1 protein-coding gene is annotated in these 369 nt (G+C 69.1%); it reads left to right on the top strand.

Going from position 1 to position 369, the window contains the following annotated elements:
- The coding region (locus IF37_RS0138565) for an alpha-amylase family glycosyl hydrolase (protein ID WP_030754545.1) at positions 1-369 on the top strand (369 nt) is incomplete at both ends.

Genomic DNA, 369 nt, shown 5'->3' with positions numbered 1-369 from the left:
CCGGTCTCCGAGATCCTCGCCAAGACCCCCGCCATCCCGGCCCGTTGCCAGTGGGGCATCTTCCTGCGCAACCACGACGAGCTGACCCTGGAGATGGTCACCGACGAGGAGCGCGACTACATGTGGGCCGAGTACGCCAAGGACCCGCGGATGCGCGCCAACATCGGCATCCGCCGCCGCCTCGCGCCGCTGCTCGACAACGACCGCAACCAGATCGAGCTGTTCACCGCCCTGCTGCTCTCCCTGCCCGGCTCGCCGATCCTCTACTACGGCGACGAGATCGGCATGGGCGACAACATCTGGCTCGGCGACCGCGACGCCGTGCGCACCCCCATGCAGTGGACCCCCGACCGCAACGCCGGCTTCTCG

This window comes from Streptomyces sp. NRRL S-31, assembly GCF_000718775.1.
Taxonomy (GTDB): Bacteria; Actinomycetota; Actinomycetes; order Streptomycetales; family Streptomycetaceae; genus Streptomyces.
Note: the sequence above shows the minus strand (reverse complement) of the source record. Positions and strands in the feature narration are given on the sequence as shown.